This window comes from Anaerosporomusa subterranea (genome assembly GCF_001611555.1).
GTDB classification, from domain to species: Bacteria; Bacillota; Negativicutes; order Sporomusales; family Acetonemataceae; genus Anaerosporomusa; species Anaerosporomusa subterranea.
Window position 1 is genome coordinate 73,170 of sequence record NZ_LSGP01000005.1, and the last position, 7,842, is coordinate 81,011.

The window sequence follows — 7,842 nt, forward strand, 5'->3', positions numbered from 1 at the left end:
ACAAAAGTCAACAAGCCCACTATCGCGAGAAGATAGCGGGCTTGTATTGATTAGAGAGAACACAAAACTTCACTAGCAAGAAGCGTCTCTTCGCGTCTGCCCGCGCCAGACAACAAAGCCGGTAGTAAGCAAGAGCACGCCAACGCAGACAAATATCGCTTTAATCCCTAGCCAGATACTCGCCACACTGCCCAGAAGCGGACCAATCATCGAGCCCAATTGGTTGGCGCTCATCATTAAACCAAACGCCCGTCCGCGAAAGCACGCGTCAGTGTTTATCACAACCATGGTATTCAGGGCAGGATACACCCCGGCGACGAAAAAGCCAAAAGCAAACTGCATTAATCCGAACAGCCAAATATCAGAGGTGAAATACGGGAACAAACTAAACACTCCACTGCCGAGAAAGCCGATGGCCAATATCTTAGTAAATCCCGCTCGCTGGCCCAGCCGACCCCATAGCGGCGCTGCGATTGCCCCGGCAATGCCGGAGGCGCTAAAAACGAATCCAGAAGTCAGTACAACTCCTTCAACCGCGCCCTGCATATCTGCTATATGCAGAGTAATCAGCGGCTGCAGCACCATGACACCAATCTGGGTAATGATCAGTAAGCCAAGCATCTTCTGCATAACTTTGCTTTGCAGCGCAGCCTTAAGATCGTCACCAATACTGCCGGCCTGCAATGATTGCTGCTTCGGTTCCTTTACTAGCAGCCAAACAGCGGCAGTACCTGCCAGTATACAAGCAGAGGCGACTGCAAAAGAGGTGCGAATGCCGAAAATATGTGACAGGACGCCGCCGAATAAGGGTCCGAGGATCGTCCCAGTGAGTGTCGCAGTTTGCATAATACCAAGACTGAAACCCATCTTTTCTTCAGGAACTGTTGATGCGACAATTGCTAAAGCGGCAGGTACAAAACCGGTCGCAAAACCTTGAAGCAGCCTAACTACGAAAAGTTCAAGCGGACTACTGACCAACGAGCCTAGAAAGTAGGCGAATCCAAGGCTAAGGCCGGACCGAATCAGCATACGTCTTTTGCCGGACTTATCAGCCAGTCGCCCCCAGATGGGAGACATGATGGCACTTACTAGGAAGGTTGCCGCAAAAACTGCGCCAGACCACAATTTTATATTTTGCTCTGTTGCTCCTAAATCAAATAGGTATAATGGCAAAAACGGCAATATCATCGTATAGCTGGTACTCGATATGATGCAGCCAAGCCACAGCGACCATAAATTCCTTCGCCAGTTCATAGTTTCCCCTCCGTAACCCAACCGAGTATATCAATCCATCTTGCATTTATCAGTAATCTCAGTTATGATTATAGCAAATCTTTGGTTATATTTAAAACATCTATATAATTCGATTGATATATGAAATTAATATATAAATTAGAAGGAGTTATGGCGATGGATATCAGGCAGTTACGCTATTTTTTGGCGATCGCAGAAGAAGGACAAATCAGTGGGGCTGCCAAACGGCTCCATATTGCCCAGCCGCCACTCAGCCAGCAGTTAAAAATTATGGAAGAAGAACTCGGTGTTCAGTTGGTTGAACGCGGCAGCCGGAGTACCCGCCTTACAGAAGCAGGTCGCGCTTTGCGGCACCGAGCTGAACAGATTCTTGATTTAGTCAACACTACTGTGAAAGAAGTCCAGGCTTTTGACGAAGGCGCAAAAGGGACTTTGGCTTTGGGAACTATTGCCTCACTTGGCTCAAACCTGCTTCCTGACTGGATCAGCAGCTTTCACGAACAGTATCCAGGCATCGATTTTTTACTTTGGGAAGGCGAGACAGAACGCATTACCGACCTATTAAATAGCGGTGTTATTGAAATTGGATTGGTTAGGCTGCCGATTGACTCTGCTATCTTCGAATCAATCCACTTGCCCAAGGAGCCCCTTGTTGCCGCTATGAGCAATAAATGGATGGATGGCGGGGACGGGCCTATGCCAATAGTCGAACTCGCCAATAAGCCTCTGCTAACGCATCGCCGCCATGTATCAATGATCACGAAAAGCTGTCGTGAAGCTGGTTTTGAACCCACTATTCTATGCAAAGCTGATGACCCGCGTTCCATGCTGGCATGGGCTGACGCCGATATTGGCATTGCAATAGCCACCGCTTCGATGGCGCGTCAAATTACAAACTCTAATTTACGCTATCGCGAAATTATCGCGCCCGGTCTGGAGACTGCGGCGGCGGTGGTTTGGATGAAGAATAGGTATATGTCGACCGCTGCTCGGAGGTTCTTGGAAACCTTCGTCGGGCGTTGATAAGGATCCATCTGCGTTGTTAGTCCGGTCACCCCATTGCTAGCGTACCCGTGAGTACGCGTCGCTGCTGGGATGACCGGACACCTAGCAGCTGGGCCCTTCTAAACGCCCTTTGGAAGGTTTCCAGGAAATTTTGCTTACGAAACGAAAAAGGTTCGAGGAATAGCTCTAGGAATAAAACTATCAGATAGTCGAAAGAGATAAGTTTGGGCTTGCCCAAGCTTATCTCTTTCTTTTAGTAGTTTACTTCTCGCACTCGGGGTCGTAGAAATCGCCAAACAGTTCTTCATCTGGCGGGCGATCTTCGGGGATCGGACGAGCTACCCAAGTCGTATTTAAGTAGTGTTTGAGAGTGATATTTTCCGAAGTGATGTTGCCGCCCCAGGTGCCACAACCCATACTTGAAGTCATCGGCATACCATTGGTAAAGGTACCGGAATTAGATTTAGATTGAGGCTGGCGAACCATGATCCGGCTCACCGGCGCTGAAAGTGCTAAACGATGAATATGATCATCATCAAAGGAGTAGATGCCCACCGAGTGACCTCTGCCAGATCCCCAATAGATTTGATGCATCATCTCAATCGCATTTTGGAATTCGCCTTGATATTTATGGACAGTCAGCAGAGTTGTCAATTTTTCATAAGAGAAAGGATGGTTACGGCCTACACCGTCAGATAGAACCATGATGAACTTTCTATCGGCAGGAATTTTGAAGCCGGCGATTTCAGCCAATTTTTGCGGCGAAATGGCGACGGTGTCAGACAGGCGATGGTTTTCCTCGTCCCACATGACTTTGCGAACTTTTTCTTTTTCCTCATCGTTAACCAAGTATGCGCCCACTTTTTGCAGCGCCTCGATTGACTTTTCCCAAATGCTTTCATGAATGATGATGTTGCCGTCAGCAGAACAGCCAGAACCGAAGTCCGAGGTTTTGCTGATCATGCTGTTCATGGCAGCTTCTTCCACGTTCGCAGTCTCATCCCAAATCATCGTCGCGTTACCAGCACCTACGCCATAAGCAGGCGTTCCTGAGCTGTAAGCAGATTTGACCATAGCTGGACCACCAGTCGCAAGCACCAGGTTAGCTCTCTCCATTAATGCTTTTGTCATCGGAATGCTGACTTTCGTCAAGCATTGGAGAATATCAGCAGGAGCGCCTTCTCTCTCAAGTGCTTCCCGCATTAAACGAACGGTTTCAAATGTAGTCTTTTTCGAACGGGGATGCGGCGAGAAGATGACTACGTCGCGGGCTTTTACTGCCATGACAGCCGTGCCGGCCGGAGTCAAGTCAGGGTTGGTTGTCGGAACGATCGAAGCGATAATTCCAACAGGCTTGCCATATTTTACAATACCTTTTTCCACGTTTTCTTCGATAATGCCAACACTCTTTTGCCGGAGCGCATCGCGAAGCACGCCACGGATCTTAAACCGCTTTTGTTGACGGGTTACAGGATCGCCAAGACCACTTTCTTTAATGCTCATGTCTACAAGCTGCAGGAATCTTTTTTTATTGGCCACTGACCAAGCCACTGTCTGGCACAGACGGTCTACACGCGCCTGATCATAAGTTTCGATGATAGCCAGAGCTTTCTGCGCCCGTTCAATAGCGGTATCCAGCTCTTGCTGTTGTTCTAATGTCAATTCATCTGCCATTGTATATACCCTCCTTGTGATTGGTAATTATTTGTGTTTGGCGGGTTAGCCCGCCCAACTCTTGTTCTATCCGCGTGGGTGAGCAGCCAAGTATTTCTTAGCCGCTTCAATGCAGCGGAATGCGTACTCGGCACAACCCATTTCCTTCATTCGTTTGAGATTGGGTAGCTCAATCGAATAGGGAACTTCCGGCATCCGGTTCACAATCCCTGTAACATCGATACCGCCTTCTTCACCTACATATAGACGGGCTTCACGCAGGATACGGGTCATTTCTTCTTTTTCAGTCGGGATTTCTTCCGGTGCATCGCAAAGGTGGACGAAACGGAACCATTCACGCGGTACGGCATCGAGTTCCTCCGGCTTATTTCTGGCGCGATGGAAATGATGAATATCAATCATTAGACCGGCATTATCCCGTTTTATCGTATTCAGAACGTCGAGTGCTCCCGCAAGGTTATTGACGCTGGCAATCGGCACATACTCAAGCTCTACTGTCAGGCCGAACGGTTTAGCCAAATCGCAGACCTCGGCAAACTTCTCGATATAGAAATTACGATCAGAGGTCCAAATGCTACTGAGAACATGGCGTCCGCCGAGTTCAGCCGCTACCTCCATGGCTGGCAAATAGCGTTTCGGATCAACACCGTCATAAATACGCGCCAGTTCAATATCAAGCAGTTTAACGCCCGTGTCAGCCAGCGCTCGTTTGGTTTGCTGCAACATTTCTTTGTTTTCGGCTAAGGCAAAATTCGGCTCGCCCGGAAGTCCCATATAGATCGGGCGCAGACTAACGAAATCATAGCCAGCTCGCCCAGCGATGTAAGTCTGCTCAGGAGGCGTACAGCCCGGGATTGTCAGATAGGCTAGAGAAAATTGGGGTGCCATATGTCTTCCTCCCTTAGTTCGTGCTAACGTGATGCACTTTTTTGCCAGGCGAATAAATATCCATGATGTTCCAGTGCCCAGCAGTCGGAACAGGATTATTGATCATTGATACATCCAGCACATAGGGCTTGTTAGCTTTGATCGCTGCTTCCAGCGCCGGTTTGAATTCAGCGGCTGATTGAATTTTTACGCCTTCCACGCCATAAGCTTTGGCAATGGCTGCATAATCAGGTGAGTAAGACTCACCGTCTTTTTCAAACAACGTACCGAAGGTGGTGTCATAGTGCGCTTTTTCGAGGCCGGCAATGGTGCCGAAGGCGCGGTTGTTCATGATCAGGAAAATTGCCGGAATGTTTTCAATCGCTGCAGTAGCGAGTACAGCCGGGTTTTGACCAAAGCCGCCATCGCCAATTAGCGAAACGACAACGCGATCAGGATCCGCGACTTTCGCGCCCAGGGCTGCCGGTGAACCAAAGCCCATAGTGGCATAGCCGCCAGGAGTGAGAATGGAACCTGGTTCGTAGATGGGGAACTGCTGACCGACGCCATTTTTGTTCCAGCCCACATCGGTGGTGATGATGGCATTGCGGGGAAGAACGGCGCGTACATCAGCCAGAATCCGCTCAGGCATCATCGGGAAGGCGTCGCTTTGCTCCATTTTGGCATTGTTGGCCTTGAAATCTTTGCGTTGATTGGCAATGGTTTGTTCCATGGCTGCGTTTTTACGTGCAACTGGATACAGTTTCTTGGCTACACGCACCAGAACAGTCAGCGCTTGTTTTAAATCAGCGACTGCGCCGATTTCGGTCGGATAGTTTCTGCCGATTTCACTCGGATCGATATCGATATGGATGAGTTTTGTCGGTGGGAAGCTAAAGGTGAATTCAGGATACCAGGAGCTGCAGTCCGCCTCTTTGAAGCTGGTTCCTAAGCCTAAGATATAATCAGCGTTCTTGCAGGAATCATTGATAAACTTCGTTCCCCAAAAGCCGGTCATGCCGAGAGTGAGGGGATGATCATCAGGCAGAGCGCCTTTGCCCATCAGTGAATGGGATACAGGGATAGCCATGTGATCAACAAATTCTTGCAATTCTTTCGCTGCGTCTGCCAGGATAATACCGCCGCCTACATGAATGACGGGATTTTTTGCAGCAGCCAGAGTGCTAATAATCTTCGCAGCCAGTTCTTCGTCAAGTGAAGGTTTATGAATGAATTTGTTGTTGAGGTCTAGGCGATCGAACAACTCAACGTCCACTTCTTTAGAGAAGATATCCATCGGAACGTCAACCAAGACAGGGCCAGGGCGGCCGGATTCAGCCAAGGCAAACGCCTTTTCTAAAATCTCCGGCATCAGGTCAGGACGATCAACGCGCCAGGCGCGCTTGACAAACGGGCGGTAGATTTCCCATTGAGACCCATCGGCATGCAGGTTAACTTCCTGATGCGGGTGCTTGCCAAAGTAGTGGCTGGGGACGTCGCCAGCAATGACGACCATAGGGATAGAGTCAAGCGCGGCGTTGGCAACGCCAGTTGCGGCGTTAGTCAGTCCTGGTCCTAAGTGACTGAGAACTACTGCTGCCTTTTTGGTGACACGGGCATAACCATCAGCAGCGTGAGAGGCGATTTGCTCATGTCGGGTGTTGATAAAACGGATCTTTTCGCTTTTGGAGAGGGCAGCCAGCACAGCAATGTTGGTATGTCCGCAAAGTCCGAAGATGTGTTTGACACCACGTCTCTCAAGGTACTTGATCAGTTGATTTGCTACTAAGTCTCTCATTCTAATCCCCCTTCTATTTGTCGCAAGTTGTTTTAACCAAATCGCTATTCTTGCCAGCTTTCAAAACAAAACTAGCTGTTTCATGGCTAACCATCTGTTGAATAGATCGTCCTATGGCCAGCATCTTATCGAGATCATAGCCGGTGGCCACGCCCATTTCCTGGCACATATGAATGAGATCTTCAGTGGCGATATTGCCTGTAGCGCCTGGAGCGAAAGGACAACCACCTAGACCAGCAAAGCTCGCGTCATAACGATCAATCCCTGCCATCATCCCTGCGACCACATTCGCCAACCCCATGCCTCTGGTATTATGGAAGTGAAGCACCCAAGTCACATCAGGGAATTCTGTCTTAACTCTCATGCCATACTCATACACCTGCTGCGGATTGGCCATACCGGTGGTATCCGATAGAGACAATTCATGAACCCCAATCTCACGGAAACAAGAAATGACAGCCAAAACTTGATCAATCGATACCCGGCCTTCAAACGGACAGCCAAAAGCTGTTGAAATTGCTCCTGAAAGTTCCAGTCCATGAGCTGCCGCATAATCGGCGCATTCACTAAAACCGCGCACCACTTCTTCCGGTGTTTTGTTGATATTTGCCAGAGAGTGTGCCCGGCTGGCTGATGCGGTAAGTTTGACTTTCTGTAACCCAGCGGCTTCCGCCCTTTCTAGACCACGCAGATTTAGAACCAGAGCGCGATACTCGACTCCTTCGATCTGTTTCAGTTTTCTGGCGACTGCGTCAGTATCCGCCATGGGCGGCACTGATTTCGGATGTACGAAAGAACCAATCTCGATAATTCTAGCACCCGCCTCGACAGTACGCTCAATCAATTCAACCTTCTGATCAACCGTCAAAAGCGTCTTTTCGTTTTGCAGGCCATCACGAGGCCCCACCTCACAAATGGTCACGCTTTCCGGCCATTTCGTCGCCGCTATTGTTCCATTCATCGTGTAAACCACCTCGGTTATTCAACTTTGATCAGCAATGCCCGTATATTCTGAATTATAGCAAATCATTATCTATACTAAAAATACTAATATAGTCTGGCCGCTATACGAAAATCATATAGCGGCCAGTGATACCTGAAGCAATAACTTTATCTGCCGCCCATCATCAGTTGGAACGGAACCGTGATTAATGCCGGGAATAGCATGAGAAGAACCAGCACAATGCTTTCCACAATCAGGAACGGCATGATCTTGCCCATGATATCGTCCATACTAACTTTAC

General features: G+C 49.0%; 6 protein-coding genes. 1 reads left to right on the plus strand and 5 read right to left on the minus strand.

All coding sequences use genetic code 11. The features are described 5' to 3' along the window. Nucleotides 1–72 precede the first annotated feature (72 nt). A complete protein-coding gene (locus tag AXX12_RS02145) occupies nucleotides 73–1,254 on the minus strand; it encodes an MFS transporter (protein WP_066237512.1) in 1,182 nt (393 codons plus the stop codon). 156 nt (nucleotides 1,255–1,410) lie between these two features. On the opposite strand from AXX12_RS02145, the gene AXX12_RS02150 reads away from it, so the two are divergent. After that, a complete protein-coding gene (locus tag AXX12_RS02150; RefSeq protein WP_066237514.1) occupies nucleotides 1,411–2,277 on the plus strand; it encodes a LysR family transcriptional regulator in 867 nt (288 codons plus the stop codon). 243 nt (nucleotides 2,278–2,520) lie between these two features. Here AXX12_RS02150 and AXX12_RS02155 read toward each other — a convergent pair whose 3' ends face one another. The 4 genes from AXX12_RS02155 to AXX12_RS02170 form a co-directional block, all read right to left on the minus strand. Beyond that, a complete protein-coding gene (locus tag AXX12_RS02155) occupies nucleotides 2,521–3,933 on the minus strand; it encodes an aldehyde dehydrogenase family protein (protein WP_066237516.1) in 1,413 nt (470 codons plus the stop codon). A 66-nt stretch (nucleotides 3,934–3,999) separates the two neighbouring features. Continuing rightward, nucleotides 4,000–4,821: a sugar phosphate isomerase/epimerase family protein gene (locus tag AXX12_RS02160; protein WP_066237519.1), complete on the minus strand. Its 822-nt coding sequence runs from the start codon at nucleotides 4,819–4,821 to the stop codon at nucleotides 4,000–4,002. 13 nt (nucleotides 4,822–4,834) lie between these two features. Further along, on the minus strand, nucleotides 4,835–6,598 hold the full coding sequence (locus AXX12_RS02165) for a thiamine pyrophosphate-binding protein (RefSeq protein WP_066237521.1): 1,764 nt from the start codon (nucleotides 6,596–6,598) through the stop codon (nucleotides 4,835–4,837). A gap of 13 nt (nucleotides 6,599–6,611) precedes the next feature. Further along, nucleotides 6,612–7,559, minus strand: a complete 948-nt coding sequence (locus AXX12_RS02170) for a hydroxymethylglutaryl-CoA lyase (protein ID WP_066237523.1) — start codon at nucleotides 7,557–7,559, stop codon at nucleotides 6,612–6,614. Nucleotides 7,560–7,842: the final 283 nt, after the last annotated feature.